22 protein-coding genes are annotated in these 26745 nt (G+C 48.3%); 14 read left to right on the top strand and 8 right to left on the bottom strand.

From position 1 onward, the window contains the following. The first annotated feature begins 183 nt into the window (after positions 1–183). The 4 genes from tkt (at position 184) to fba (ending at position 5710) form a co-directional block, all read left to right on the top strand. Positions 184–2175, top strand: coding sequence for a transketolase (tkt, locus tag NO559_RS05190; RefSeq protein ID WP_258330735.1), 1992 nt, complete (start codon positions 184–186; stop codon positions 2173–2175). A 5-nt stretch (positions 2176–2180) separates the two neighbouring features. Beyond that, a complete protein-coding gene (locus NO559_RS05195; protein WP_258330736.1) occupies positions 2181–3209 on the top strand; it encodes a type I glyceraldehyde-3-phosphate dehydrogenase in 1029 nt (342 codons plus the stop codon). A 34-nt stretch (positions 3210–3243) separates the two neighbouring features. Beyond that, positions 3244–4401 carry a phosphoglycerate kinase gene (locus NO559_RS05200; RefSeq protein WP_258330737.1) on the top strand — a complete coding sequence of 386 codons (1158 nt, stop codon included), beginning with the start codon at positions 3244–3246 and terminating at the stop codon, positions 4399–4401. Positions 4402–4645: 244 nt separating this feature from the next. Continuing rightward, positions 4646–5710: a class II fructose-bisphosphate aldolase gene (fba, locus tag NO559_RS05205; protein WP_258330738.1), complete on the top strand. Its 1065-nt coding sequence runs from the start codon at positions 4646–4648 to the stop codon at positions 5708–5710. Between the two features lie 131 nt (positions 5711–5841). Here the strand turns inward: fba and NO559_RS05210 are convergent, their stop codons facing one another. Next, positions 5842–7614, bottom strand: coding sequence for a GGDEF domain-containing protein (locus tag NO559_RS05210; protein ID WP_258330739.1), 1773 nt, complete (start codon positions 7612–7614; stop codon positions 5842–5844). Positions 7615–7718: 104 nt separating this feature from the next. Here NO559_RS05210 and NO559_RS05215 point away from each other — a divergent pair, with 104 nt between their 5' ends. The 5 genes from NO559_RS05215 to NO559_RS05235 are packed head-to-tail and all read left to right on the top strand — an operon-like array spanning position 7719 to position 11978. Beyond that, positions 7719–8675, top strand: coding sequence for an alpha/beta hydrolase (locus tag NO559_RS05215; protein WP_258330740.1), 957 nt, complete (start codon positions 7719–7721; stop codon positions 8673–8675). Continuing rightward, positions 8676–10064 carry an FAD-binding oxidoreductase gene (locus tag NO559_RS05220; RefSeq protein WP_258330741.1) on the top strand — a complete coding sequence of 463 codons (1389 nt, stop codon included), beginning with the start codon at positions 8676–8678 and terminating at the stop codon, positions 10062–10064. It begins immediately after the preceding gene. 33 nt (positions 10065–10097) lie between these two features. After that, positions 10098–10478, top strand: a complete 381-nt coding sequence (locus NO559_RS05225; protein WP_258330742.1) for a VOC family protein — start codon at positions 10098–10100, stop codon at positions 10476–10478. 32 nt (positions 10479–10510) lie between these two features. Beyond that, the gene (locus NO559_RS05230) at positions 10511–10864 is read left to right on the top strand and encodes a DOPA 4,5-dioxygenase family protein (RefSeq protein ID WP_258330743.1); all 354 of its coding nucleotides are present in this window, start codon (positions 10511–10513) and stop codon (positions 10862–10864) included. Positions 10865–10916: 52 nt separating this feature from the next. Beyond that, entirely contained in the window at positions 10917–11978 is a 1062-nt protein-coding gene (locus tag NO559_RS05235) for a CNNM domain-containing protein (protein ID WP_258330744.1), read from the top strand. A 3-nt stretch (positions 11979–11981) separates the two neighbouring features. Here NO559_RS05235 and NO559_RS05240 read toward each other — a convergent pair whose 3' ends face one another. Continuing rightward, positions 11982–12320, bottom strand: coding sequence for a hypothetical protein (locus NO559_RS05240; protein ID WP_258330745.1), 339 nt, complete (start codon positions 12318–12320; stop codon positions 11982–11984). A gap of 164 nt (positions 12321–12484) precedes the next feature. On the opposite strand from NO559_RS05240, the gene NO559_RS05245 reads away from it, so the two are divergent. Both NO559_RS05245 and NO559_RS05250 read left to right on the top strand, forming a co-directional pair. Then, the gene (locus tag NO559_RS05245) at positions 12485–12916 is read left to right on the top strand and encodes a GFA family protein (protein ID WP_258330746.1); all 432 of its coding nucleotides are present in this window, start codon (positions 12485–12487) and stop codon (positions 12914–12916) included. 15 nt (positions 12917–12931) lie between these two features. Beyond that, positions 12932–13480, top strand: a complete 549-nt coding sequence (locus NO559_RS05250; RefSeq protein WP_258330747.1) for an NADPH-dependent FMN reductase — start codon at positions 12932–12934, stop codon at positions 13478–13480. Here NO559_RS05250 and NO559_RS05255 read toward each other — a convergent pair. Next, the gene (locus NO559_RS05255; protein WP_258330748.1) at positions 13477–15744 is read right to left on the bottom strand and encodes an EAL domain-containing protein; all 2268 of its coding nucleotides are present in this window, start codon (positions 15742–15744) and stop codon (positions 13477–13479) included. The genes NO559_RS05250 and NO559_RS05255 overlap by 4 nt on opposite strands. Positions 15745–16274: 530 nt before the next feature. Here NO559_RS05255 and NO559_RS05260 point away from each other — a divergent pair. From NO559_RS05260 to dmeF, 3 genes are all read left to right on the top strand, one after another. Continuing rightward, a complete protein-coding gene (locus NO559_RS05260) occupies positions 16275–17483 on the top strand; it encodes a multidrug effflux MFS transporter (protein WP_258330749.1) in 1209 nt (402 codons plus the stop codon). A 309-nt stretch (positions 17484–17792) separates the two neighbouring features. Next, the gene (locus tag NO559_RS05265) at positions 17793–19895 is read left to right on the top strand and encodes a TonB-dependent siderophore receptor (RefSeq protein WP_258330750.1); all 2103 of its coding nucleotides are present in this window, start codon (positions 17793–17795) and stop codon (positions 19893–19895) included. A gap of 256 nt (positions 19896–20151) precedes the next feature. Next, complete coding sequence (gene dmeF / locus NO559_RS05270; protein ID WP_258330751.1) at positions 20152–21111, top strand: CDF family Co(II)/Ni(II) efflux transporter DmeF; 960 nt, start codon at positions 20152–20154, stop codon at positions 21109–21111. A gap of 26 nt (positions 21112–21137) precedes the next feature. Here dmeF and NO559_RS05275 read toward each other — a convergent pair whose 3' ends face one another. The 5 genes from NO559_RS05275 to NO559_RS05295 all read right to left on the bottom strand — a co-directional run bounded on the left by NO559_RS05275 (position 21138) and on the right by NO559_RS05295 (position 26745). Continuing rightward, positions 21138–21929, bottom strand: a complete 792-nt coding sequence (locus tag NO559_RS05275) for an alpha/beta fold hydrolase (protein WP_258330752.1) — start codon at positions 21927–21929, stop codon at positions 21138–21140. Between the two features lie 75 nt (positions 21930–22004). Further along, positions 22005–22442 (bottom strand): OsmC family protein, encoded by a 438-nt coding sequence (locus tag NO559_RS05280; protein ID WP_258330753.1) that lies wholly within the window; start codon positions 22440–22442, stop codon positions 22005–22007. A gap of 107 nt (positions 22443–22549) precedes the next feature. Further along, complete coding sequence (locus tag NO559_RS05285) at positions 22550–24442, bottom strand: FAD/NAD(P)-binding protein (protein ID WP_258330754.1); 1893 nt, start codon at positions 24440–24442, stop codon at positions 22550–22552. Positions 24443–24454: 12 nt separating this feature from the next. Then, positions 24455–24919, bottom strand: a complete 465-nt coding sequence (locus NO559_RS05290) for a cupin domain-containing protein (protein WP_258330755.1) — start codon at positions 24917–24919, stop codon at positions 24455–24457. A gap of 182 nt (positions 24920–25101) precedes the next feature. Continuing rightward, positions 25102–26745 (bottom strand): methyl-accepting chemotaxis protein, encoded by a 1644-nt coding sequence (locus NO559_RS05295; RefSeq protein ID WP_258330756.1) that lies wholly within the window; start codon positions 26743–26745, stop codon positions 25102–25104.

The raw sequence follows: 26745 nt of genomic DNA on the forward strand, positions 1-26745 counted from the left end.
AGCACTTTGCACCTATATCAAAATATTTTGATATAGGTTTGGCGGTGTCGCCTGAGTCTGGCGCGCTAATTGGCGGAAAAAGCCGTATTTTTAGTCGGCAAATGCACTTATGGGCATTGCTGTATGGGCGTGGGTGCGAGAAAATAGCCGGCTTTCAAAATGACCTTCTTGGAGTTCCAATCAATGCCGTCACGTAGCGAATTAGCTAACGCCATCCGCGCACTCAGTATGGATGCTGTGCAGCAAGCCAAATCCGGCCACCCGGGTGCCCCTATGGGTATGGCTGATATAGCCGAAGTACTGTGGAACGACTTCCTACAGCACAACCCCGCTAACCCCAACTGGCCCGACCGCGACCGCTTTGTACTATCTAACGGCCATGGCTCTATGCTGATTTACTCGCTATTGCACCTCAGCGGCTATGAGCTACCCATAGAGGAGCTGAAAAATTTCCGCCAATTGCACTCCAAAACCCCAGGCCACCCCGAATACGGTTATGCGCCGGGTATTGAAACCACCACCGGCCCGCTGGGCCAGGGCATTACCAATGCTGTGGGCATGGCGGTAGCCGAGAAGGCCTTAGCCGCACAATTTAACCGCCCCGGCCATAATGTGGTGGATCACCACACCTATGTGTTTTTAGGTGATGGCTGTTTAATGGAAGGTATTTCCCACGAAGCCTGCTCGCTGGCCGGTACCTTGGGCTTGGGCAAACTGATTGCCTTTTACGACGACAACGGCATTTCTATAGATGGTGAGGTTGAAGGTTGGTTTACCGACGATACCCCCAAGCGTTTTGAATCTTACGGCTGGCATGTAGTGCCCGCAGTAGACGGCCACGATAGCACTGCGATTAAGCTGGCCATAGAAGAGGCTCATGCCTCGGACAAGCCCACCCTGATCTGCTGTAAAACCATTATCGGTAAGGGCTCGCCTAATAAAGAAGGCAAAGAAGATTGCCACGGCGCGCCACTGGGTGATGAAGAGATTGCGCTAGTGCGTGAAACTCTGGGCTGGAAGCACGCACCTTTTGAAATCCCCGCCGATATTTATGCCGGTTGGGATGCTAAAGAGCAGGGCCAAGCTTTAGAAAGCGACTGGGATAAACGCTTTGAAGCCTATGCCGAAGCTCACCCCGAGTTGGCCGTAGAGCTGGCCCGCCGTTTAAGCGGCGACCTGCCGGAAGATTTTAGTGCCCAAGCTGAGGCCTATATACAGCAGCTACAAGCCGATGGCGCTAGCATAGCCTCGCGCAAAGCCTCGCAAAATACCCTAAACGCCTACGGCCCGTTACTGCCTGAGTTATTAGGCGGTTCCGCTGACTTGGCGGGTTCTAACCTGACCTTGTGGAGTGGTTCTAAAGGCATTAGCGCCGACGATGCCTCGGGCAACTATTTATTTTACGGTGTGCGCGAATTTGCCATGTCGGCGATGATGAACGGTATCGCCTTGCACGGCGGCTTTATCCCCTACGGCGCGACCTTCCTGATGTTTATGGAGTACGCCCGCAACGCGGTACGCATGGCTGCTTTAATGAAGCAGCGCAGCATTTTTGTCTACACCCATGACTCTATAGGTCTGGGTGAAGACGGCCCCACCCACCAGCCGGTAGAGCAACTGACTGCCCTGCGCGCCACGCCTAATTTGGATACCTGGCGCCCCTGTGATGCGGTAGAGTCAGCGGTGAGCTGGAAAGCGGCGCTGGAGCGCAACGACGGCCCCGCGGCCTTGGTATTCTCTCGCCAAAATCTAGAGCACCAGCCTCGCACTGCCGAGCAAGTGGCCAACATCGCCAAGGGCGGTTACATCTTAAGCGATTGCGAAGGCGAGCCCGAAGCCATACTGATTGCCACCGGCTCGGAAGTGGCTCTGGTGATGGCAGCCAAAGCACAGCTAGCCGATAAAAAGATACGAGTTGTATCTATGCCTTCTACCTCGGTATTCGACAGACAAGACGCCGCCTACCGCGAAAGCGTATTGCCTAGCAATGTGCTAGCCCGCGTTGCGGTTGAAGCCTTGCACCGCGATTTTTGGTACAAGTACGTAGGCTTAGATGGCCGTATCGTTGGCATGGAGACTTTCGGTGAGTCGGCCCCGGCAGGCGACTTAATGAAGCACTTTGGCTTTACCGTTGAAAACGTTGTAGAAGCGATCAACGACTGCATAGCTGAGTAAGCAACATGATAAGGCTGGCAATTAATGGTTATGGCCGCATAGGGCGCTGCGTACTGCGCGCTCTATATGAGGGGGGCTACCGCGAGCATATGCAAGTGGTGGCCATTAATGAGCCCGCCGATTTACCCACCATTGTTCACCTCACCAAGTACGATAGCACCCACGGCCGCTTTAAGGCCGAGGTGAGCAGCTCGGCGGGCTGCCTGACGGTGAATGGCGATAGCATAGCTATTAGCCATCACGAAGCCCTAACGGATTTGCCCTGGGGGCAACAGCAGGTGGACTTAGTGTTGGAGTGCAGTGGTCGCTTTGATAGCCAAGCTGCCTTGCAACAGCATCTCACCCAAGGGGCCAAGCGGGTATTGCTATCGCAGCCCGGCGAAGCCGATATCAACGCCTTGGTTTATGGGGTAAATCACCAGCAATTAAGTGCGGCTGACACCATCGCTTCAGCCGCCTCTTGCACCAGTAACTGCATAGTGCCGGTTATCGATATTTTGCATCAGGCCTTCACTATAGAGTCTGGCGGTATTACCACCATACACTCGGTGATGAACGACCAGCCCGTGCTGGACGGCTATCACCATACCGACCTGCGCAAAACTCGCGCCTCCAGCCACTCGATTATTCCGGTAGATACCGGCCTGGCCCAGGGTATAGATAGATTACTGCCCAGTGTGAGCGGCCGCTTTACCGCCAGAGCCTTGCGGGTGCCCACCACCAATGTGTCGGCCATGGATTTATCGGTGATTGTTAAGCAGCCCGCCACCAGTGCCGCGGTTAATGAGCGCTTACAAGTCGCCGCTCAACAGCAGCTAAAGGGCGTGCTGGGCATTACCTACGAGCCGCTGGCCTCCTGCGATTTTAATCACGACACCCACTCCGGTGTGGTGGATGCCGCACAAACCCGGGTCAGTGGTAGTTTAGTCAATGTATTGGTGTGGTTTGACAACGAGTGGGCCTATGCCAACCGCATGCTGGATATTGCCCAGTATTGGTATGAGCAAATAGACCATGGCAGTGTTTCATCCTAATAACGATAACGGACAGCAGTAAAAGGAAAACATAATGAGCGTCATCAAAATGGCCGACTTGGCCTTAGCGGGTAAACGGGTATTAATACGTGAAGACTTAAACGTACCCATTAGCGAAGGCCGAGTAACCAGCGATGCACGCATACGTGCGGCGCTGCCCACCATAGAGCTGGCCTTAAAAGCTGGCGCTAAAGTCTTGCTGATGTCGCATTTGGGTCGCCCCACCGAAGGCCAATACGAAAGTCAGTATTCACTAGCGCCCGTGGCCGAGCATTTGGGCGATTTATTAAACCGCGAAGTGCCCCTGATTAGCGATTGGCGCGAGGGTGTAGAGCTGGCCGATGGCGAGTTGGCCCTGCTAGAAAACGTACGCTTTAACCAAGGCGAAAAAGCCGACGACGAGGCGCTGGCCCAAGCCTACGCCAGCCTCTGTGATGTGTTTGTGATGGATGCCTTTGGCACCGCCCACCGCGCCCAGGCCTCTACTCACGGCGTAGCCAAGTTTGCCGAAGTGGCCTGTGCCGGGCCGCTATTGGCGGGTGAATTAGACGCGCTGGAAAAAGTCATGGCCAACCCCGCCAGGCCCTTGGTGGCGATAGTGGGCGGTTCCAAAGTTTCGACTAAGCTTACGGTACTGGAAACACTATCCGAGGTAGCCGATCAGCTAATCGTGGGTGGTGGCATAGCCAATACCTTTTTGGCCGCCAGTGGTAAGCCGGTAGGTAAGTCACTATGTGAGCACGATTTAATTCCGGTGGCACAAACTCTAATGGCCAAAACCACCATACCCGTACCCAGTGATGTAGTGACCAGTAAAGCATGGGGCGGTGCGGCCGAGCTGAAAAACGCCAGCGATGTGCAGGCCGACGACAGCATTTTTGATATAGGCCCTCAGGCCTCAGCTGAGATAGCTGAGATTTTAAGCAAGGCCAAAACTATCTTGTGGAACGGCCCGGTGGGGGTGTTTGAATTTGATCAGTTTGGCGCGGGCACTCAAGCCTTAAGCGAGGCCATAGCCAATAGCGCAGGTTTTTCAGTAGCCGGTGGCGGTGACACCCTAGCCGCCATAGACAAATACAATATCGCCGATAAAGTGTCCTACATCTCTACCGGCGGTGGTGCCTTTTTAGAATATGTGGAGGGTAAGGTGTTACCCGCTGTGGCCATGTTAGAGCAGCGGGCGAAAGGGTAAAAGCTAGCGTTAAGAGCCAAGCTGCAATTGGCAAGAAAAAGCCTATTTGAAAATAAGGGATGCCGAATCGAGTTCGGCGTGACGCAAATTAAGTTGTACCGTCATACCGGCCTTGCGCCGGTATCTATTGCCATTACCGAACAGCGATTTGAACAACGAGAAAACAGAATACAGCCGCGTTAAACATAGCGCGGCGCAAAGACAGTAACAATTAAAACTTAGGTCAATTATAAAGGAAACTATCATGGCACTTATCAGCATGCGTCAAATGTTGGATCACGCCGCCGAGCACGGTTACGGCGTACCCGCATTCAACGTGAATAACTTAGAGCAAACTCGCGCCATTATGGAAGCCGCCCGCGCCACTAACAGCCCGGTGATTATGCAAGCTTCAGCTGGCGCACGTAAGTACGCCGGTGCACCGTTTTTGCGTCATATGATTTTGGCGGCTATAGAAGAGTTTCCAGAAATCCCCGTGGTTATGCACCAAGATCACGGCACCAGCCCGGCGGTATGCCAGCGTTCTATTCAATTGGGTTTTTCATCAGTCATGATGGACGGCTCTTTAGAGGCCGATGGCAAAACCCCTTCTAGCTATGAGTACAATGTAGACGTGACTCAACAAACTGTTGCCATGGCTCACGCCTGTGGTGTGTCGGTAGAGGGTGAGTTAGGTTGCTTGGGCTCTTTAGAAACAGGTGAGGCCGGTGAAGAAGACGGTGTAGGTGCTGCCGGAAAATTAAGCCACGAACAAATGCTAACCGATCCCGAAGAAGCCGCTGACTTTGTTAAAAAGACTAACGTAGATGCCTTGGCAATTGCCTGTGGTACTTCTCACGGTGCCTACAAATTTACGCGCCCACCTACGGGCGATATTTTGGCTATAGACCGTATTAAAGCCATACACGAGCGCATACCTAACACGCACTTAGTGATGCACGGTTCTTCATCAGTGCCGCAAGATTGGTTAGCGATCATCAATGAGTTTGGTGGCGCCATACCCGAAACCTACGGTGTGCCGGTAGAGCAAATTTGCGAAGGTATTAAGCACGGTGTACGCAAGGTTAACATAGACACCGATTTGCGTTTGGCCTCTACCGGCGCAGTGCGTCGTTTTATGGCTGAAAACCCTGCCGAGTTTGACCCGCGTAAATACTTGCAGCAAACCATTAATGCTATGAGAGAAATCGTAGAGGCGCGTTTTGAAGCCTTTGGCACTGCCGGCAACGCCAGCAAAATTAAGCCGGTATCACTGGAAGCTATGTTCCAGCGCTATGAGGCTGGTGAGCTAGACGCCAAAGTAAACTAAGTTTGAGTTGAATGCGCAAGGCGACCCTAGGTCGCCTTTTTTATGAGCGCTATTTGGTGCTTGTGTAGCCGTCCATAGGCTTGTTTAACAGCATTGCCTTTTTTGCATGCCCTTAGAGCTAGCTGTGGCGATCAAAGGTTGGGGCAGAGTTCGGCCTGTGGCTTGCGGCGGCGAGAAATAAAAATACCCGAGTCGCTAAGTTTGGCCTGTGTTTTAGCTTCGCCAGCTAGGGTGGCGACTTCGTGATGTGACTTGCATTGTTCTACGTCGGGCTGGGCTAGGCCTATGGCCAGTGTTAGTAAGCCAAAAAATTGTTTCTGGCCTTGGCGATCTACATGCCAGAGGCCGTTGTTGCTTAATTCTTTGGCATTATAAAAGCGCCTAACCTGCTGTTCAAAATCCTGTTTAATCTGCTGGCAGCAAGTTAGCCAGTCTGACTGTTGAAACACGGCGATAAAATCATCGCCGCCTATGTGACCAATAAAATCGTCGGCACTGGTGACCATTTTTTTTAATATATCTGATAGCAGCCGCAGCACCTGATCACCCATGTTATAGCCATAGTAATCGTTAAAGGCCTTAAAATTATTTAAATCAAAATAGGCGATGGTAAAAGCGCTGTGCTGTTGCAATAGTTTATCCACATGCTCATAGATGGGCACATTGCCTGGCAGTTGGCTTAAGGGATTGGCATAGCGGGCATAGCGTATTTGCTGTTCGGTAATTTTCTGCAGTAAGGTGCTGGTTTTTCCTATGCCGTAGTAGTTTTGGTTGTGGGTGATAATAAAATCCTGCTGCAAATTATCACTTTGGCAAGTGGTGAGTTTACGGCTGACCTCTTCTAGAGAGGTGTTTAAATCCACGATCACTGCCTGTTGATTCATAAAGCCTAGCACGGACTTATGGCCGTATAACTCGCGGCTGTAGCGGCCGGTCATTAATTCTAAAACCGCCTGTCGTTCAACTAAGCCCAAAGGCGTGTCACCCTCGGTAACCGGCAGGCAGCGCAGGCTTTTGTTGCTGTGAAATAAGTCAATAACACGGTTTAATGACCAGTTTTTATGTATGGCCGGATAGCTTAACGACATGTCGGCTACCGTTTGTGAAAGGCAATTAATGTTGTGATGAGGGTTGTCTATGGCGTGCAGCTTGTCTTGTATGGAGTGAAAGTTAGCCGGTATGGCCTTGGGTCTGCCTAAATAATAGCCTTGGCCAAATTGAATTTTTAAGGCGTGCACCACGGCCAGCTCTTCAGCTGTTTCTATGCCTTCGGCAATCACCTTACAGTCCAGTTCGTTGGCAATCTCCTGTATGGAGCGTACAAACTCGCGCTTTACTGGGTCTTCATTAATATTTTCTATAAAGTGGCGATCTATTTTGACGTAGTCCGGGCGCAGCTCTGACCAGGCTTTTAAGCCCGCATAGCCAGCACCCAAGTCATCGATGGCGACTTGAAAGCCCTTGTCGCGGAAGTGATCAAAGGAGCGCTTTAATAAATCGTAATCATCTAAAGGGTATTGTTCGGAAAGTTCTATAACAATATTTTTAGCAGGTATACTATATTGTGACAGTATCCAGTCAGTCATGCCGTGCTCATAACCGGCCTCGGCTAGGCTAACAGGGCTAACATTAATAAACAGTTTGCCTTCGGCCTCGTACTGGCTAAAGCGCTTACAGGCGGCATCGCGGCAGGCGAATTCTAACTTAGAGAGGTTGCCTGATTTACTGGCCGTATCGAATAGCTGCAGTGGGTTATGCAAGGGGCTATTAGCAGGTCCGCGGGTTAGTGCCTCATAACCATGCAGTTCAGCTAGGCGTAGGTTAACAATAGGTTGGAATACGGCGGTGAGTAAATTGTGCTTGATGATATTAAGCAGTTCGTCGGTATAAGCGATGGGTGACATGCGCAAGTCCAAAATTAAAATACCGCTTAAGTGTAAAAGAGTTATATGACAGAAAAGTTGCAATATGATGAATCACCACACTTATAGCCAGAGGTGTTAAGTCCTTGACAGAACCTACTTTCAATTTAGATGAGCTGCTGCAGACTTTGCCCAGTTTTAGTTTGTTGCAACGCCCTCATTATTCCCAGCCCGTATTGGATTACTTTAAATACTATGGCCTGGACTTTGAAAACCAATTTCAAGGTTTGCAGCATTATTTTGGCCGTATAGATTGCGACCCCTATCATATAGCCTGCCATTACTACGTAGCTAACGATGAGGCGGAAGCAAAAACAATAGTGATAGTCCATGGTTACTACGATCATGTGGGCTTGTATAAACATGTGATTGCGAATTGTTTAGAGCAGGGCTATAACCTGATAGCCTTTGACTTGCCAGGCCATGGCTTATCCAGTGGTGAGCGCACCCGGATTAGCCGCTTTGGTGAATACCAGCAAGTGTTAAAACAGCTCATTGCGCTATTTAATCAACAGCAAATAACCGTTAATGCCTTGCTAGGGCAGAGTACGGGTGCAGCTATTGTTATGCAGTATGTGTTGGAAAATCCGCTGCCACCAAAAGCCTTAGTATTGTTGGCGCCCTTGTTTAAGCCCTGCCAGTGGCGCAGTGTTAATGTGTTTTATCAGATATTTAAAAGGTTTATCAAAAAATTACCGCGTCGCTTTGCCAATAATAGTCAGGATAAAAATTTTATTTATTTTTTAAAATATCAAGATCCCTTGCAAGCTAGGTGTACCCATTTAGATTGGGTGGGAGCTCTGGCAGAGTGGATAGCTGCGTTTAAATATTTTAAAGTCAGTAAAAACACAGCACTGATTGTGCAGGGCAGGGATGATAGTACTGTTGATTGGCAAAATAATATCACCGCTATACATAAAAAATTGCCAAATGCCGATATACATTATATCGATGACGCGGGTCATCAATTAGTCAATGAATTGCCAGCGATACGCGATAACGTATTTACCCTTATTAACCAATATCTAAGAGACCAAAATTAAATGTTGTCAGATGAAATATACCAACAGTTAGCAGCGTTGGTAGGGGATAAAAAAATCACCCGCGAAGCTACCGAGCTGAGTTATTGGGGTAAAGATAGTACGTCATTAATCGCCAATGCGGCAGCCATTATTTTTCCACAAAATATCGAGCAATTGCAGGCCGTAGTGCAATTGGCTAATCGAGAAAAAATAGCGCTGGTGCCTTCAGCTGGGCGCACGGGTTTATCGGGTGGCGCTGTGGCCGCTCAAGGAGAATTAGTCGTATCGCTGCGGGATATGAATAGTATTAAACAATTTAATGCGGTAGATCGCACTGTGGTCTGCGAGGCGGGTGTCATTACTGCCGATTTACAAGCTTATGCCGAGCAGCAGGGTTTGTATTATCCGGTAGATTTTGCCTCTAGTGGCTCTAGCTTAATTGGTGGCAATATCAGTACCAATGCTGGTGGCATTAAAGTTTTAAAATACGGCATGACCCGGCAGTGGGTGGCAGGTTTGAAAGTGGTGACCGGTGCTGGTGATATTTTAGATATGAACAAAAGCCTGCTTAAAAATAATACCGGTTACGATTTGCAGCAATTATTAATAGGCGCTGAAGGCACCCTGGGGTTTATTGCCGAGGCCACCATGCGCCTAACCCGATCGCCAGAAAATTTAACAGTATTGCTGTTAGCGGTGCCCAGCTTAAGCGCGCTATTACAGGTATTAGCTCATTTTCAGGCAGGTATGGAGCTCACTGCTTTTGAGTTTTTTTCAGAACAGGCCTTGCAAAAAGTCACCACACAATTGCAGTTGCAAAGGCCCTGCGATGAAGTGGGCCAGTACTACACGTTAATAGAGTTTGAGGCTAAAGATGAGGCGATAGTTGATCAGGCCATGGCTTTATTTGAACAATGCCTAGAGCAGGGTATTGCCTTAGATGGGGTGATGAGCCAAAGCCAGGCGCAATATCAAAGCCTATGGCGGCTGCGGGAAGAGATTAGCTCAGTGTTGGCGCAGTGGCAGCCCTTCAAACATGATTTGTCCGTGCCGCCTTCGCAGCAAGGTGAATTTTTACTGGAAGTAGAAAAAATAATCAGCGAGTTAGCGCCGCAATATCAAGTGATATGGTATGGCCACATAGGCGATGGTAATGTGCACTTAAATATACTCAAACCCGATGAGCTGAATAAAACGGATTTCGACCTCAGCTGCAAGCTGCTTAGTGAAGAAATTTTTAAACACTTGGCCAGCTATCAAGGCAGTGTTTCTGCTGAACATGGCATAGGCTTATTAAAGAAGGATTATTTGCATTACAGCCGCAGCGACTTAGAAATTGCTTTAATGAAGGGCATTAAGCAGCAGTTTGATCCTAATGGCATAATGAACCCCGGCAAGATTTTTTCATAAACGAAATAAACAACAGCTGAAAGGAGAGTAGAAATGGCTAAGAATCCAGTGGCTTGGTTTGAAATATATGTGGATGATATGGCGAGAGCTCAAGCCTTTTACGAGTCGGTGTTTGCGGTGCGGCTACAGCCCTTAGGCGACCCCAGTGATAGCAGTATGGAAATGCAGGCCTTTCCCTCTGATATGGCAAGCTATGGTGTGACGGGGGCCTTAGTGAAAATGGATGGATTTGCTGCTGGGGGTAATAGCACATTAGTTTATTTTGGCTGTGATGACTGTGCTGTTGAGGCTGCCCGTGTTACTGCGGCAGGTGGCAAAATGCAAAAAGCTAAAATGTCTATTGGTGAATACGGCTATATAGCCCTAGCGCTAGATAGCGAAGGCAATATCTTTGGTCTGCATTCCATGCAGTAGTTTGTTAATAATATTAAAGTGTCGATAAAGTTATGAATGAAGTAAAACGCCCGGTTAATAGTCATAAAGCCTATCACGCCCATGTGTACTTTGATGAGGCCACAGTGGATTTTGCCAGTGAGTTATGCCGTGAAGCTGGTCAGCGCTTTGGCTTGCAGGTAGGGCGAGTGCATGAGAAATTAGTAGGGCCTCACCCTATGTGGAGCTGCCAAATTATTTTTGGCAGCAAAGACTTTGAGCAACTAATAAGCTGGCTGGATGAACATCGCAATGGTTTAACGGTGTTAGTGCATGCCTTATCAGGTAATGATTTAGATGATCACACCCACTACGCTTATTGGTTGGGTGATAGCCAAACATTAGATGTATCACAATTCACTGCCTGATAGCTAAACGGGCCTTAATTAAAAACGCGCTATTTAGCGCTATAGTGTTTATATGCTGTTATTAATTACTTACATACTTGTTGCCATAATATTTTCTTTTGCCTGTTCCATTTTTGAGGCGGTGCTGCTCAGTGTTAACCGCGCGCATATAGCATTAATGAAAACGCAGGGGCATAAGGCCGCGGGCAGTTTGTTGAAAGAACTTAAGGATGATATTAGCAAGCCTTTGTCGGCTATTTTATCGCTCAATACTATTGCTCATACCATAGGTGCCATGGGTGCTGGTGCACAAGCTACTGTCGTATTTGGCAGTGCCTATGTGGGTGTGGCCTCAGTGATTTTGACTTTATTAATACTAATTTTTTCAGAAATAATACCCAAAACATTGGGCGCTACATACTGGCGTCAGTTGGCACCTGTCACGGCTTATTCATTAAAGTATTTAATTATACTGCTATACCCTTTGGTGCAGCTGTCGGCAAAAATCACCGCTAATATTCCTAACGAACCCAGCTTAAATGGTTTTAGCCGTAAAGAATTTGCTGCCATGGCAGAGATTAGCTCGCAGGATGGCCAGTTAGCGAAGCAGGAATCTAAGTTTTTAAAAAACTTAATGAAGCTAAGAAGTACTTTGGTTAAGCATGCGATGACACCAAGAACTGTGATTTTTTCATTGCCGCAGCAGATGACAGTAGAAGAATTTTTTCACAAGCATGATAAAGAGCCTTTTACCCGTATACCGGTGTATGCCGATAGCCGCGAAGATATTACCGGCTATGTGTTTCGCAGTGATTTGTTTCTTGCGCAAGCGCGGGGCAATGGCGATAGTTTGTTAGCCAATTATCGCCGCGATTTGCCTGCGTTACTGCCCACTATGTCGTTAAGCCATGCGCTTAATGAAATGTTAGAGTCGCGGGTGCATTTGTTAATGGTGGTCAGCGAGTATGGCGGCGTGGAAGGTATTATTAGCTTAGAGGATGTACTGGAAACCATGCTGGGGCTGGAAATTATTGACGAAAAAGATAGAGCCATAGATATGCAAAAAGAAGCATTAAGGCAATGGCGGCGGCGAGAGCAGCAAAAAAATATTGATGAAGCCAGTACTGATGAGTGAGGTTTATTGCCCTAAATATTGATCAATTAACTGCGCCAGCTGCTCGTGTAAGTGGCTTTCAAATGTATCCAGGCTCTGATCAAATAAGGCTAAATAGCGTTCGGCTTGCTGATAGCTCAGAGTTTTATTACTGAGTTGATATTGCATCTCAGCCTGGTTTTTATCATGCCTGGGGCTAAGCTGCCAATGCACAAAGTCGGAATCTAGTGAGCTAAGCTGTTTTTGTGCAAACTCGCAGAAAGCGGCCACATGCTTAATCCCTTCAGGCCCTAGGCAGCCGGGCTCTATACGGCTTAATACCGTAAGCTTTTTTTCTTCAGCTAGGGGTAGCTTGATCTGCATCGCTTATCACTCAGTTAATCATGTAGTTTTAACTATAGAAGTTAATAGTAATTTTTCATCTATGCCAGTTTTTAATCTCTGTAATGGGCCGCTAAGGTCGCCATAGCTTTCTGCTTGGCGGTCTATAGTCTATCTTTTTAGCAGCAATCGCCAAGGAGCAATCGATGAGTAAAACAATCAAAAAGAGCAGTCGTTGCCTTTGTGGGCAAGTTGAAATTCACCTTGACCATATGAGCCAGCAGGTGGGGGCTTGCCATTGTTCTATGTGCAGGACCTGGGGTGGAGGCCCCTATATGGAGGTCAATTGCGGTACGGATGTGAGCTTTACCGGCGAGGAGCATATTAAGGTATACGCCTCTTCGGATTGGGCCGAGCGCGGCTTTTGTGGGGTTTGCGGTACCCACTTATTTTATAGGTTAAAACAAACGGGGGAGCATATGGTGCCCATAGGGCTGCTGGGTGATGAGCCAGGGCTGGTGTTTAAGAGCCAGGTTTTTATTGATGAGAAGCCAGACTTTTATAGTTTTGCCAATCAGACTCAAACGCTAACTGGGCCAGAGGTATTTGCTTTATTTTCATCGGCGGATGAAAGCTAAGGGCGGGGGGTTACCATGAATATAGTGGCCATTAGCGGCAGTTTGCGCTCAGCCTCTTGGAACACACTGTTACTAAAGGCCGCCGCTAAGGCGGCTAAAGCTGAGGGGGCAGAGCTAAATCTTTTAGATATAGGCGAGCTGCCTTTGTATAACAGCGATTTAGATGGCGAGGTAAAGCCTGCCGCGGTAAGCCGTTTATTGGCAGCGCTTGCACAGGCAGACGGCCTATTTATTGCCACCCCAGAATATAATTATAGTATCCCCGGGGTGTTAAAAAACGCGTTGGACTGGGCTTCGCGGCCGGCTTATCAATCGCTGTTGGTAGGCAAACCTTGCGGTCTAATCAGTGCCTCCATGAGCCCATTGGGTGGCGCTAGAGCGCAGGTGCATTTGCGTGAGGTATTGGCGGCAACCCTGACACCGGTGTATCTCGCGCCTGATTACCTATTACCGCTGGCGCAAAACGCCTTCGATGGCGCCGGGGCGCTCAGTGATGCTAAGGCGCTAGAGCGCTTGCAACGCTATGTTAAAGGTTATTTAGCTTGGGCAAAAAAATGCAGTTAGTTTGGCGCTGTTTGGTATAGGCGCCCCTGTTGTTGGTTAATTAATATTAGCAGTTGCTCGGCAGGCTGAGGTTTGGCAAATAAATAGCCCTGTATGTAATCCACCTTCATTTCACGCAGCTTATCGGCTTGCGCAATGGTCTCTACCCCTTCAGCGACCACCGTGTGATTCAGGGCATGGGCTAAATACACCACTGAGCTGACTATGGCTTGGTCGGCAGGGCTGTCCATAATATGGGTGATAAATGAGCGGTCTATTTTGATGGTGTCTACCGGGAATTGTTTGAGATAAGCCAGCGAGGAATAACCCGTACCAAAGTCATCAATAGAAAGGTGGGCGCCCAGATCCCGTAAGGTTTGCAGGGTGGTGGCTGCTGTTGCAGGGTCGCGCATTACTTCGGTTTCGGTTACCTCAAAGCCTAAGCGAAAACGGCTGGGGTCGATATTGGCGTGGCTGAGGGTATTGCTAATAGTGGTGACTAAGTCGGCTTGGGCTAATTGTCGGCCTGATAAATTGACAGAAATATCTAGCGGGCGTTGTATTTGGCATAGCTGTTCCCAGCGTTTAGCTTCCTGGCAGGCCAACTCTAGTATCCACTCACCCAGTGGCACGATTAAGCCGGTTTCTTCAGCCATGGGGATAAATTCTATGGGTGATAACAGGCCGCGTTCAGGGTGTTGCCAGCGCACTAAAGCCTCTAAGCAAACTATGTCGCCGCTTTGGCTTTCTATGATTGGCTGAAAGTGTAAACAAAATTGTTCTTTGTCATGCTCTAAAGCATGACGCATATCATTTTCTACTCGCAACCTTGCGGTAACCTGTACTTGCATACGCTCGTCAAATAATTGGTATTCGCCTCGGCCGCTGCTTTTTGCTTCATACATGGCGATATCGGCAGCGCTAATTAAATTTTCGGCGCTGCTGTTGGTGTCGGCTAGGGCTATGCCTACACTGGCATTTAAAAAGATGCTGTCGCCTTGTAGTTGCATGGGTGGGGCTAGGGCATCGAGTATGCGCTGCGCAATAATGGCGGCATCGCGGGGGCTTTTTATGTCGGGGCAGGCGATCACAAACTCATCACCTGCAAGGCGCGCTACCGTATCTACTGGCCTTACGGCGTGGCGCAGGCGATTGGCAACTTCTATTAGGGCTCTGTCGCCAGCTTCATGGCCAAAGCTATCGTTAATGCGCTTAAAATGATCCAGGTCTACAAATAAAGTGGCTAGTCCTGAGCGTCTGTTCTCGCGCTGCTCTAAATGTTGGCTGAGGCGGTCTAATAATAAGATGCGGTTAGGCAGGCCGGTAAGGGCGTCGTGCAGGGCTTTGTGTTTGAGTTCATCTTGGCTGCGCTTGCGTTCAGTAATGTCTCGAGCAAAGGCAAAAAAACTCCACTCACCTTTCTCTTGTAGAGACCACAGTGTTATTTCTATGGGGAACTCGTGCCCAGCATTGTGCATGGCGGGCAGTTCTAAGGTTTGCCCCAGTATGCTGGCCTTGCCACTTTTTAAAAAGCGTTGCATGCCATCGTGATGAGCTTGTCTAAAGGCCTGGGGGACAATAAGCTCCGACACGGTGCGGCCTAACGCTTGTTCTGAACGCCAGCCAAATATAGATTGCGCGGCCAGGTTCCATGCGGTTATTTCTCCCTGACTATTCATAGCAATAAAGGCATCGGCGGTACTATTAAGAATTTGCCGGTGGCGGCGCTCGCGATTAGCCAGCTGCTGTTGCGATTGCTCGCGTTCAAATACCCGCCCTAGTTGTACGCCTATATGCTTCATCACATCCAATAGTGTGTGGTCAGGACGTTGGGCCTGTAATGAATAAAACTCTAAGATCGCGACCACCTTGTTGCCAGTCAGCACGGGAAAAGCAAAACAGGATTTTAAGTTGGTTTTAATAATACTGTCGTGACGCAAATAAGTGTCGTCTTGTTGCGCGTTAATAATCCACTCGGGTTGGCCGCTAGCGTAGACACGGCCGGGTATGCCTTCGCCTTTGGCAAAGGGGCGAGCTTCGCTATCTTCACGAAAGCGCTCTAAGCTAGGGTGTTGGCTTTGGGCACTAATATGCCAGATATTGGCGGAGCGTAAAATATTATCTTGGTGGCTAACAAAAACATGCCCTAGAGCCCAGCCAGTCGCTTGGCAAATATATTCCAAGGCTTTTTGTAAAGAGTCATTGGTTGAGTTGGCCTCATTGGCTGCTACAGCAATATGCTCTAATAAACCCATATAGGCTTGTGATCTAATGGTAAGAGGCATAACAAAACTCTCTATTAATGGAATAAGCGAGCACGGCCATATTATTAGTAATTGCTTGTATAGCGATCAAGCGTTATGAAAGCCGAAGAAAACTGAAAATTGAGTTTATCTAAGATTATAGAAGTTATCATTTTTTTTATGACTAAGGCCAGTTGTTAGGCTGCCTTATTAAGTGTTTTTAATTTTGCTAGAAAAAATATAGGTGATTTTACGTATATAGCCATGAGCTTTTTACTACTGCTAGAGAAAATACGGAGCTGTGCAAAAATAAAAAAGTTCAGGGTGAAAATATCAATAAGAGTTTTTACACGTGAAAATATTTATAGCTAGCAATATTTATTTTTTTAAAAAAGAGGTTGATCCTGATAATAGAGAGCTGCCAATATTTACTGTGCTCATGTCGTGATTAAACTTACCGCTTAAACTTGCAAGGATTGCAGTGAGCCTGAAGGCTATGATTGTGATTAAGGAATATTTGCACAGGGCTTTCTGCTACCCTAGCTTTATTCATCTATTGTTAAGAGTAATGATTGTTGACTACCCCCACCGTTAAGCCTGCCTTGGCCATGCCGGAATTTATCGCCTTAATGGCGATAATGACTTCCTTAGTTGCCTTATCGATAGATTGTATGTTGCCAGCTTTACCCGCAATAGGCCGTGATTTGCAAGTAAGCGACGCCAACGATAACCAATTAATTATCTCTTTGTTATTTTTAGGTATGGCGCTGGGGCAGTTATTTTTTGGCCCCTTGTCCGATAGCCTGGGGCGTAAGCCTGCAGTAGCTATAGGCATGGCGGTATTTGCGGTGGGTAGTTTACTGTCTATTGTGGCTACGGATTTTTCTACCATGTTGCTAGGTCGTATCCTGCAGGGGATGGGCTTGGGTGCTCCGCGCACGGTATCTATGGCCCTGATTCGGGATATGTATCAAGGCCAAGCTATGGCGCGAGTGATGTCCTTTATTATGACGGTGTTTATATTGGCACCTATGCTTGCACCAGCCGTGGGCCAAGCCATTTTAGCATTGGCGGGTTGGCGTGCGATTTTTATCGCCATACTGCTGCAGGGCTTGTTGGTGCTATTGTGGTTTTACTGGCGCCAGCCCGAAACCTTATTGCCTGAGCAGCGAGTGCCTTTTTCTTTACAGCAAATAAGACGTGCCATTGCTGAGGTGTTAAGTAATCCAATTGCCTTGGGCTATACCCTAATGGCAGGGTTTGTGTTTGGTGCTTTTCTGGCTTATTTGGCAAGCACACAGCAGCTTTTTCAGCAGCAATATGGATTAGGGGCCTGGTTTCCCGCGTTATTTGCATTATTAGCGCTGGCGGTGGGTGGCGCTTCGTTTACTAATGGCCGTTTGGTGATGCGTTTTGGCATGCAGTATATCTGTGCCCGTTCGCTGTGGTTGTTAACCGGGGTGTCGTTGTTGTTTTGTGTGATTGTTTGGCAGTTTATGGGCCATCCACCCTTGTGGCTATTGGTGCTGTATTTTCTCGTGAGTTTATTTTGCACAGGGCTATTGTTCGGCAATATCAATGCCTTGGCGATGGAGCCACTGGGGCATATAGCGGGGGTAGGGGCTGCGGTAGTGGGCTCGCTATCGACTTTAATCTCCGTGCCTTTGGCGGTGTTAATAGGCGGCGCCTACCAAGGCAGTGTGCAGCCCTTGGTGATGGGCTTTGGCGGCTGTGCCGCTATCGCTATCTTGCTCATGCGCTGGACGGAAGCACGTCGCTAAGCGGCGACTATAGCTTTTAGGCTTTACTTTGTGGTTAATCTAGATCAGCTCTGGTTGTGGTGGTGGGCTTTTTATTATGCCGAATCAACATGGGGAACTTGACTTTTGTTTGCTAATGATAATAATTCGCATTATCGTTCGCGTGTACGGGCGCTAGTTAGAATACAGATAACTGTATGTCTGTAGCTGGCCTGGCCTCGCGTTGCATTGCAATAAACATTTGGCACACCGTTAATTAAACCTGGCTAGGGGGCTTCTTGCTATCGCTAAGGCTAGTGGCGGATGTGCAACAACAAGAGACCCACCACCATGATATTAGTACAGCAGCGCTATGCACCAACAGCTCTGGCCACAGCCATCATTACCACGACCTTGCCCGTTTATGCTAGCGATAGCGCCCAGCCCATAGAAGAAGTGATTATCAGCGGCAGTGTACTGGGCAGCTCATTGCCCGAAGAGGTGCAGTTTTACCCCGGCAACCGCAATATTATTAGCGCCGAGATGTTAGAAAAAAACGCCGTACTTTCTATAGACGGTGCCCTGCAAAGTGTTTCAGGTATTAAAGTACAAGATGAAACCGGCACCGGCGTATTGCCCAATGTTGCGGTGCGCGGCCTTAACGCCAGCCGTAGTGGCTATACCCAGTTTTTATTAGATGGCGTGCCACTGACCTTGGCCCCCTATGGCCATACAGGCCAGTCCTTGTTTCCCATGACGCTTAAAAGTTTGGATCGCATCGATATAGTGCGTGGTGGTGCGGCGGTGCAATACGGCCCCAACAATGTAGGCGGCGTGATCAACCTGGTGACTAAAGCGATACCTGAGCAGTGGCGCACTAGCTTGTCTGAAAAGCTAACATCTTTTTCTGGCGGTAACTTACTCTCCGATAGCTATGTGCAAACAGGTGGCAAGCTTAGCGATAATTTTGCCCTGCAATTGGAAGGTAATTTAATTAAAGGGGAGTCCTTCCGCGAGCACTCGGATACCGAGGTGCAAAACTGGTTGTTAAAAACAGAGTGGGCCATAGACGAGCAGCAAACCCTAGCCACGACTTTGCAATACTATGATGCCGATACCGAAATGCCCGGCGCATTAACTACCGCTGCCTATAAACAAGATCGCAGCCAGTCGCTGCGATTAGAAGATGAGTTCCAAGGCAATACCAAACGCATCACCACGCGCTATAACTATCAGTTTAAAAACCTGGCAGGTGCCGACGCCGGTGAGTTTGATTGGATGGCCTTTGGCCATGACTCCAGCCGCAACTTTGATTGGGGGTTTAGCACTCATCCCGATGCAACGCACTGGGCCGACAGCAGTGCGCCGGTAACCCATTTGCGCAGCTCGCCCCGAGAGTTTTCAGTGTGGGGTACTGAACCTAGGGTAAGCTTGCAATTTAGCGGTGAGCAAGTGAGCCACAAAGTCACTATAGGCAGTCGCTTTGTAGAGGAAGATATAGATTATAAGCTGGAGCAAACCGATATCAGTACCGGCATTAAAACCACACCTCGCGACTGGCGTTTACAAACCAGCGCTATCGCCGCCTATGTGAGTGATGAAATAAGCTTGCTAAATGATCAGCTTAGCATCACCCCCGGGGTACGTTTTGAACAAGTCGATATGGAATTTACTGACCTAGGCCTTAACACCGAGGCGGATAATAAAATCACTGAAACCTTGCCGGGCCTAACCGTAGGTTATGCCAGTGATGAAGCCTGGTTTTTTTACGGCAATGCCCAGCGCTCATTGCGGGTGCCGCAAATAGCGGTGATACGCGGCAGCGGTAATGAAGGTGCCGAATTGGCTTGGAACTATGAATTGGGCACCCGCTATAACTGGTCAGAAAATGCCAGCGTTAGCGCTTCTTTATATCGCATAGATTTTAAAGATCAGTTGCTATACAACAGTACTAATCAAAGCTTTGAAAACGTAGGTGCCACTCAACACCAAGGTGTAGAGCTGGAAGTGTTTTACGCTGTTGCCGCCTTACCCGCTTTAAAATTACACATGGCTTATAGCTACTTAGATAGTGAGCAGCTAGAGGGCGTGGATAAAGGCAAGGAGTTACCCTACGCCTCTAAACATCAACTGAGCTGGGATGCCAGTTACCAGTGGCAGGATATAGATATGATGTTATCGGGCTACTATTACAGCAGCTCATATAGCGATAATGCCAATACCAAAGTCGAAAATGTGAGTGGCACGGTTGGTGAGTTGCCCGCTTACACGGTGTGGAATTTACAAATCAGCAAAACTTTTGCCTTGGCTAACGAGCACAGTTTGTTTACGGCGCTATCGGTTAATAATGTATTTGATAAGGAATATTATTTCCGCGGCATAGATGTTAGCCCAGCCGGCCGTTACCCCGCCACTGAACGCTCGATTAGCTTAGAGGCTAAATACAGTTTTTAAGCGCTAAGCTTAATCGCTATTGCAGGTTTACGGGTCGTTGTTCGCAACGACGTTTTGCTCCGCTCTTTTGAGTGGAGCTTTTTTCTTGGCGTAGGCTATTATTGGGCGCTGTATATAGGGAGTGGCCATGATTTGCGCTAGGCAACGCGACCTTGCTGCAAATTTATTAATACGGATTTTTTATAGCTAGAGCAATGCCAGTATTACCATGAGCTAAATTAAACGCTAGGTGCTAGCGCGTAAAGTGAGATCTATCATGCATGAACATAATCTACAGGCTTGGCAGCACGAACATACCTTTGATCAGGATCAGCGCCGCCCCGGCGAGTCTAAAACATTAATCGTAATTGCTATTACCGCCATTATGATGGTGGTAGAAATTAGCGCGGGCATACTCTACGGTTCCATGGCTTTGTTAGCCGACGGCCTGCATATGGCCTCGCACACCGTGGCCTTAGCTATTACCGCCTTTGCCTATATTTATGCTCGGCGCCACGCCAGTAATCGCGGCTTTAGTTTTGGCACCGGCAAGGTGAATGCCTTAGGTGGCTTTACGGGGGCGTTAGTACTGGTTATTTTTGCTGTGTTTATGGTGGTTGAGAGTATTGAGCGTTTGCTTAACCCCGTCGCTATAGTGTTTAACCAAGCCATTGCCGTTGCGGTATTGGGTTTGCTGGTTAATGCGCTGTGTGCGTTTATCTTAGGCGTTCATGACCATGACCATGACCATGACCATGATCATGATCACGGTCATCATGATAGCCACGATCACCATCACGATCACAATTTAACGTCAGCTTACCTGCATGTGTTGGCCGACGCCCTAACCTCGGTACTAGCTATAGTGGCCCTGGTTGCTGCTAAATATTATGGCTTTATGTGGATGGATCCGGTGATGGGCATAGTGGGAGCAATATTAATAGCGCGTTGGTCCTATGGTTTATTGAAAACTACCAGTGCCGTGTTGCTGGATAAGCAGGCACCTAAACCTTTGCGTGAACACATAAAGCTAGCCTTAGAAGGCGATGATGACAGCCGTGTGACTGACCTGCATGTGTGGTCTATAGGGCCCAATATTTACTCGGCACTGATTACCGTGGTCGCTCATAATCCTGCCACAGCTAATGACTATAAGGCACGTTTGCCTGCGTCTTTGGGCTTAGTGCATGTGACTGTAGAGGTGCATGTGTGTGATCAGCATGAAAGTGTAAATTAAGGCGTCAAATAAGTTTTATAAAAGCGTTAGCTGTTTATAGGCTGCTGCAATATATTGATACAAGCATCGCTATGGCTGTTTACTAAAAAGTGACTGGCCCCGGCTATGCAATGGATTTGGCTATGGGGAGTGTGCTCAGTAATTAGCTGGGCTATGGTTTTTAATATGGGGTTGGATTGGTCGCCATAAATCACTTGGGTGGCAATATTGAGTTGGCTTAAATCTCTCAAGTTATAGCTTAGTGCCATGCATTGCTGCCAATGCTTTATATTAAGTTGGGTTAAGGGCGGCATACTGTTTTGGATAAATTCAGGCAGTGAGGCGTAGCTGTTTTCGCCACCCCAAAAGTCTATGACTTTGGCGCAGGCCTGTGGCTGCTGTTGGGCAATAGTTAGTTTGTAGTCGGCTACAAACTGATTAAGTATGGTTAACTCTGCCTGAGTGCGTTGCTGGTATTGTAATAACCATCCAGATACTGGCTCAAATAAACTGAGCTTGCTGAGTGCCAAGGTGTTTTCTAAGGCCAGTGCTAAGGCGACTACAGCACCGTAGGAGTGGCCGACTATATGTGCGGGTTGATCGCTGAGGCTAGTTACAATCTGCTTAATCAGTGCTGTTTCGCCGCTTATGTCGGCGGGGTTGCTATTGGCTAGTGGCGGCGCACCGCCGTGGCCGGGTAGCTTAATGCTAATGCAGAGATATTTGTTGCTGAGTTGCTCACAATATTTTTTCCACGTGTTATAGCTGGCAAATGAACCGTGTATAAAAACGATAGGCGGGCCTGAGCCTTGTTGCTCAAAATAGGGCTGTATATTCATGAGGCAGCTACTTGCTTAGTTGAAAGTAGCAATAACTATAGCTGTTGCTTTGCCGCTATAACAGCCCGACTAGATTTAGCTGGCGCTGCTAATCTCGCACTGTAGTTGTGACTGCGAAGTCATAGAATTTAACACTAAGCAGCTTTGTTCAGCCTTATGTAATAGTTTTTCTGCTTTGTCTTTATCTTGTGGGTCAGTGATTAGCAGTTTGACAGTAGTGTCGATACGGGTGAACTGCATGCTGCGCTCAACCTTATCTAAGGTGCCTTGCGATTGGCAGTCAATCTGCTGCCAGGAGAGCTTTGAGGCATTGGCAATGGCGCGAAAAGATAAAACAAAACAGCTGGCCACTGAGGCCATTAATAAATCTTCTGGTGACCATAGGTCGCCGGGGCCGTCAAAGTCTTTGGGCGGGGCGCAAGTGAGTGTAGGTAAATTATCGCTGGCTAGTTCTAGGTTGGTCTGTTCTTCAGCGCGGGCGGTCACGGTGTAGTGATGGGGTAAAGGCTGCATGGTTGCTCTCTTTGCAATAAAGGTATGGTTATGCAGTATAGTTGTTCGCGCTAGCGAGTAATTGATATAGCTCAAAAAGTGGGCTTATCCCTAAGCCACAGCTATGGTTAGCTATTAATTTGCTCAGTGACTGCGCGGTGGGCCGCGTCAAACGCGCCATTAACATAGGCGTAGGCACAGGCGTCAGAGTTGGCGATAGAGATGCGCCCGATTTGAGCCCGGCCAGCAATATGCGGGCCGTTATTTCTATTCCAATCCTTGGGTTCAAACAGCTCGTTATATTCATAGGCGTAGCCATGGGGCCAGCGGTTCACAGTAATGGCGGCTATCTCTTTAACGGCATCAAAGCCGTAGGGTGATAGTGCGCCATCCAATATGCTGAATAAATCTTTTTCAAAATCTTGGAAAGAAAGTTGGTACAGCTGCTGCCGACCACGTTTATGTTGTTCGCGTCCTGTTAAACCCTGATAGGGGGCGGTGGGAACCATGCTGCAGTGCAGCACTATAGGTTGGTCGGGATTTTGCGCAAACTGGTAGCCGCCCATGCTAACAGGGAAGTCCAGCTCAACATTGTGAAACAGTGGATTGTTGGGAATATGAAAACCACTGTAACCGGCTTTGGCAAAAGCGCGCCAGTTTTTCACCGCAACATTGGCATATACCAACGGTACTTTGCTGGCATAGCCTATGGCGGTTTTTTGCTGCTCTGACACTTCAGGACAAATGTGGGGAATGATATTGTTGTAGCAAGCCATGATGCAGTGCTTAGCCTGTACTCTAAAGCTTTGCCCTTGTTTCACATAGCTGATGTTAACGTGTTGGCTATCCTGACTGTGCTGCACTTTAACAACGGTGCTGTTTAGGCGTAAGCGCACAGGGGAGTCACTTTTATCTAAGCGGCTGTAATCGATCTTGTTGAGCACCAGCTCTTCCATGTTTGTTCCGGCCATACTTGCGGGTATCAGCCTGCGTACCAAGGCGCGAGCTATGCCGGCATTGCCATCGGGGAAGTGGTAAATATAGGGCTCTTCATCGCCTACATGGGTGTTAATATCATCGTAGTTAATGCCTAGCCGTTCAGTGCCTGGCATGCCCATACGCACGGCTTCCAGCGTTGAGAGTGCGTCCCAGCCTACGCCCCACAGGCCTTTCAGATTGCCATTAAAGGTGTTGATGGCTTCGTGCGTGAGTTTGGCGTACTGCTTAAGAAAATCGTAATAGCTGAGCTTGCGTAAGCGCTCTATTTTTTCTGCATAGCTCCAGGCTGGCAGAGTGATATCCTGTGAATCATTAAGATAATTTAATAGGCTTTTTTTGGCGCTGTCTGAAATGGGGTAGCTGTCTATAGTGTCTTTTAATGAGGCTAGTTTTTCACCGTGCCAGCTAAAAGGGTTTTCGGCCAATACATTTTTGCCATAGTGCTGTTCGCTAAAATATAAGCCGTATTTTAAGCCCCATTTTTTTTTGAAATTACTGTCGTAATAATCATTAAAGCGAGCAGTGTCTATAGCCAGATCTTTTAATAGCTGTGCCGATGCTTTAGAAAAACCCGAAGGTGTATCTATGGATTGGCTGCCGCCATAGCTAATCAGTTGCTTGCCATCCACGGTAAATTCATTGCGCTTGGCGTGGCCGCCAAAGTCATCGTGGTTTTCTATAATTAATATGCGGCTGTGGGCGCCAGCCTGCTGTTGAAATAACAGCGCGGCACTTAGCCCGGAGAGACCACCGCCGACCACCACTAAATCGTAATCGCTATCAGTTTGCTGGCTGGGTATAGGCCATTGTTTGCCCTGCCAGGCGATTGAGTGCGCCACTTCAAATGCACCCTTGTGGGTGCCACGCAGGCCGGTAAGCGCCGGGGGATAATAAGCAGGGCTGGCCTGGGCTGCTGTGTTGTTAGCTAGGGCGCTTAGCGGGGAGCTAATGGCACTGGCTCCCAAGCTTAAGGCCATGCCATTAAGAAAGTCGCGGCGATCAATAGCGGGCTTGTTAGACATAGGGCTGAGCTCTTAATCCATGGGCTTATCGGGTGAGTAGATCACATAGATTTTGGTATAGCCTGGGGTGTCCCAAATACCAGTCCACTCTTTAGCAATGGTGACGGCATCGCCAGCTTTGATTTCGGTGACTGTGCCATCGCTAGAGGTTAGTGTGACGCCGCCTTCTAAAAAGTACATATACTCATCAACGCCGTAAGGCTCAGTAATTTCAAAGCGGCCAGCTTCGGCTTTATACATGCCGCTAACAAATTTTTTGTCGCTGCTTAGCAGTGAAACTACATCTAAAGCTTGAGTGCCGTTGTCGCGTTTTTCAATAATCACATCGGGGCGTTTAAAAATATCCCCGGCTATATCTTGCTGAGTCATCACGGCGGGTTTTGCAAGCTTGTTTTCTGCGGCGCTGGCAGACAGACTGCTTAGGCTGGCGATGGTGATAGTGCTGGCTATCAATAGTGCGTGTTTTAGGGCTGGCATTATTATTGTCCTTAGCCACTAGGGCTGTTTTTTGTATTAACTCATCTTTGTGTTTCTCCCCAATATTGTCAACCGCCTGTATGTATGGGCTATAAGTTTTTTGTCATGTTGTGTCAGCAAATGCTAGGCATAAAAAAAGGAAGGCTAAGCCTTCCTTTTTTTGCTAACGCATGTTTGTTTTTTTATTGGGTTTTAAATTCATTTACCAAGCTGGCTAAGCGGTTGGACACATCTTTAAGCTGTGAACTGGCTTGATCAATTTCGGCCACGGAGTGTTCTGAACTTTTGGCAACGTCAGAAATATTAACCACGTTATGGGATATTTCCTGGGATACGGTTTTTTGTTCGTCAGTGGCGGCGGCGATTTGCGAGTTCATTTCGTTGATCAGCTGTACGGCCTTGGCTATAGCCGTTAATGACTGGCCAGCTTTGGCGGCGCGCTCCAGCGTGCGGCTCATTTCGTCGGTGCCTTCTGACATAGACTTAACCGCTTCCTGTGCACCACTTTGCAGGCGCTCTATCATTTGCTGAATTTCCTGCGTGGATTCGGCGGTGCGCTGTGCTAATGAACGTACCTCATCGGCAACAACCGCAAAGCCGCGGCCCTGTTCGCCCGCTCTGGCAGCTTCGATAGCGGCATTAAGTGCTAGTAGGTTAGTTTGTTCGGCAATGCCGCGTATAACGTCTAACACGGTGCCTATGGCAGAGCTGTCGGTTTCAACACGATTAATCACTTCGCTAGAGGCGTTAATGCGACTGGCTAAGCTGTTAATAGAGTTGATGGTTTCTTCTAATACCGCATTACCATCAATGGTTTCGCGGTTGGCGTCATTGGCGGCGCTGGCAGCTTGTGAGGCGTTGCGGCTAACTTCTTCTATGGCGTGGGTCATTTCAGTGGTAGCGGTGGCGACCTGGTCTGTTTCGCGCGTTTGTACTTTGACGCCTTCACGGGTGATCTCAGTGTTATTAGACAGTGAGTTGGCAAAGTCTTGAATTTGGAAACTGGTGTCACGTACATCCGCCAGTATGCCGCTAAAGCGGTTAACCATGCGCTGGAAGGCTGCTGCTACTTCACCGATTTCATCTTTTTGCTCTATGCTGATTTTAACGGTGAGGTCTTGGTCGGCATCCACCTGCTGGATTAAGGCGCGTAATTCGTTTAGCGGCTTGGAGATAGAGCGGCCCACGATAATGCCGGATACGGTCATCAGCACGGCGGCAATCAGGCCTAAGGTAATCAATAGATTAAAAGAGTCGTCGTAAATGCTTTGGGCGTTTTGGCGCTCTTGTTTGGCGATATTTAATTGCAACTCGATTAAGGCGGCAATCTCTGTGGCGATAGGGTCGGTGTATTCGAATAGGTCACCGTTGTAGTCGGTGATCAAGGTGTCACCGTATTCGTCAAAAGCCAAGGTGCTGCCCATGCTGGCTAATATTTCAGCAGCTTCGTCGATAATGGTGTCGGCGGCACCAAATTTGGAATTGGTAGATTCAACCAGCTTGCGCTCCTCCTCATTAAGACGGCTACGGGTATAGCTGGCCCAATTGGTTTTAATCATCTCCTCGCCTTTACGCAGTTCTTTTAAGGCTTCATCAGGGTTTTTCAGGCCATTATCGGCCTTGTTAATAGCGTTAATAATATCGGTATAACCATCCATAATGGATTTTAGCTGGGTAAGCGGTACTACCCGGTCATCATAGATGCGGCCCACGCCATTATTAATAGTTGAGAAAGAGGAGAGTGAAGAGATGACCAATAGAATAATAATGATCAGTGGCACAGCTACCAAAACGGCAAGGCGTTGGCCCACACTAAGTCTATTCAT

It is taken from the genome of Dasania sp. GY-MA-18, assembly GCF_024734385.1.
Taxonomy (GTDB): Bacteria; Pseudomonadota; Gammaproteobacteria; order Pseudomonadales; family Dasaniaceae; genus Dasania; species Dasania phycosphaerae.

Bases quoted from the DNA above. Each gene is read 5' to 3' on its own strand.
- tkt (WP_258330735.1), top strand. From the start codon at position 184: ATGCCGTCACGTAGCGAATTAGCTAACGCCATCCGCGCACTCAGTATG.
- NO559_RS05195 (WP_258330736.1), top strand. From the start codon at position 2,181: ATGATAAGGCTGGCAATTAATGGTTATGGCCGCATAGGGCGCTGCGTA.
- NO559_RS05200 (WP_258330737.1), top strand. From the start codon at position 3,244: ATGAGCGTCATCAAAATGGCCGACTTGGCCTTAGCGGGTAAACGGGTA.
- fba (WP_258330738.1), top strand. From the start codon at position 4,646: ATGGCACTTATCAGCATGCGTCAAATGTTGGATCACGCCGCCGAGCAC.
- NO559_RS05210 (WP_258330739.1), bottom strand. From the start codon at position 7,614: ATGTCACCCATCGCTTATACCGACGAACTGCTTAATATCATCAAGCAC.
- NO559_RS05220 (WP_258330741.1), top strand. From the start codon at position 8,676: ATGTTGTCAGATGAAATATACCAACAGTTAGCAGCGTTGGTAGGGGAT.
- NO559_RS05225 (WP_258330742.1), top strand. From the start codon at position 10,098: ATGGCTAAGAATCCAGTGGCTTGGTTTGAAATATATGTGGATGATATG.
- NO559_RS05230 (WP_258330743.1), top strand. From the start codon at position 10,511: ATGAATGAAGTAAAACGCCCGGTTAATAGTCATAAAGCCTATCACGCC.
- NO559_RS05235 (WP_258330744.1), top strand. From the start codon at position 10,917: ATGCTGTTATTAATTACTTACATACTTGTTGCCATAATATTTTCTTTT.
- NO559_RS05240 (WP_258330745.1), bottom strand. From the start codon at position 12,320: ATGCAGATCAAGCTACCCCTAGCTGAAGAAAAAAAGCTTACGGTATTA.
- NO559_RS05245 (WP_258330746.1), top strand. From the start codon at position 12,485: ATGAGTAAAACAATCAAAAAGAGCAGTCGTTGCCTTTGTGGGCAAGTT.
- NO559_RS05250 (WP_258330747.1), top strand. From the start codon at position 12,932: ATGAATATAGTGGCCATTAGCGGCAGTTTGCGCTCAGCCTCTTGGAAC.
- NO559_RS05255 (WP_258330748.1), bottom strand. From the start codon at position 15,744: ATGCCTCTTACCATTAGATCACAAGCCTATATGGGTTTATTAGAGCAT.
- NO559_RS05265 (WP_258330750.1), top strand. From the start codon at position 17,793: ATGATATTAGTACAGCAGCGCTATGCACCAACAGCTCTGGCCACAGCC.
- dmeF (WP_258330751.1), top strand. From the start codon at position 20,152: ATGCATGAACATAATCTACAGGCTTGGCAGCACGAACATACCTTTGAT.
- NO559_RS05275 (WP_258330752.1), bottom strand. From the start codon at position 21,929: ATGAATATACAGCCCTATTTTGAGCAACAAGGCTCAGGCCCGCCTATC.
- NO559_RS05280 (WP_258330753.1), bottom strand. From the start codon at position 22,442: ATGCAGCCTTTACCCCATCACTACACCGTGACCGCCCGCGCTGAAGAA.
- NO559_RS05285 (WP_258330754.1), bottom strand. From the start codon at position 24,442: ATGTCTAACAAGCCCGCTATTGATCGCCGCGACTTTCTTAATGGCATG.
- NO559_RS05290 (WP_258330755.1), bottom strand. From the start codon at position 24,919: ATGCCAGCCCTAAAACACGCACTATTGATAGCCAGCACTATCACCATC.
- NO559_RS05295 (WP_258330756.1), bottom strand. From the start codon at position 26,745: ATGAATAGACTTAGTGTGGGCCAACGCCTTGCCGTTTTGGTAGCTGTG.